At 75.3% G+C, this 854-nt stretch carries 2 pseudogenes; both read right to left on the minus strand.

What is annotated here, in order from left to right:
* Positions 1 to 362 (minus strand): annotated as a pseudogene (locus ETD85_RS62515) (hypothetical protein); the annotation flags it as partial.
* Positions 359 to 854: pseudogene (locus tag ETD85_RS62520) on the minus strand (MmgE/PrpD family protein); the annotation flags it as partial. The pseudogenes ETD85_RS62515 and ETD85_RS62520, both read right to left, overlap by 4 nt.

Raw genomic sequence — 854 nt, forward strand, 5'->3', positions numbered from 1 at the left:
CTGCCTGGCCCATCCCTGCCTGGCCCATCCCTGCCTGGCCCATCCCCGCCTGGCCCATCGCCAGCCATGCCGGCGTCCGACGTGCCAGCGTGCGGCGTACCAGCGTGCGGCATACCGATGTCCGCCGGACCGGCGTGCGGCGTACCGAAGTCCGGCGTACCGAAGTCCGGGGTGCCGGGGTCCGGGGTGCCGAGGTGCGGGGTGGTGGCGTGCGGTGTGACGTACTCGATGACCTGGACGGCGTCCTGGCCGGTGAGCCCGGCCTCCGCCAGGGCGGCTCTGGCCCGCTCGTACGCCTGGGCCATCGTCGGCGCGGACAGCGCGGGCAGCCGTACGGTGCCATGCGCGACGGACACGGTCATGAGACCTCCTCCTGGGCCGCGAGCCCGGCCATCAGCGTCGTCACCTCGGTCAGTTCGGCGAGCCGCGACAGGCTCGCCATCGCCGCGCCGGACAGCCCGTTGGCCAGCGCCTTGCGGCGGACCAGCTCGCCGGTCGCCGGATCGTCCGGTCCGCCGGAGCTGCGCGGCACCGTTCCGACCGCCCGCGTCCCGTCGGCGAAGCGCACCCGCAGCCGTCCCGGCTGGTCGGCGGCGGGCCCGGGGAACGGGATCACCTCGTGCGTGACCCGGCCGGCCAGCGCCGTCACCTCCGGCCGGTCCACCCGCTCGTAGGTGCGCGCGTTCACCACTCCGTCGAGCAGCATCGCCGCGACGCTCCACGGCAGGCTGAACTTGGCCTCGTACGGCGTGCGCGGCCGGTCCTTGCCTGGCCCGCACACGATCGCGGCCGCGTCGGGATGCACCTCGGCCACCACCTCCTCGATGTCCCCGGCGGCCCAGACGCCCCCGACC

The sequence above is a fragment of the Nonomuraea zeae genome (assembly GCF_005889725.1).
GTDB classification, from domain to species: Bacteria; Actinomycetota; Actinomycetes; order Streptosporangiales; family Streptosporangiaceae; genus Nonomuraea; species Nonomuraea zeae.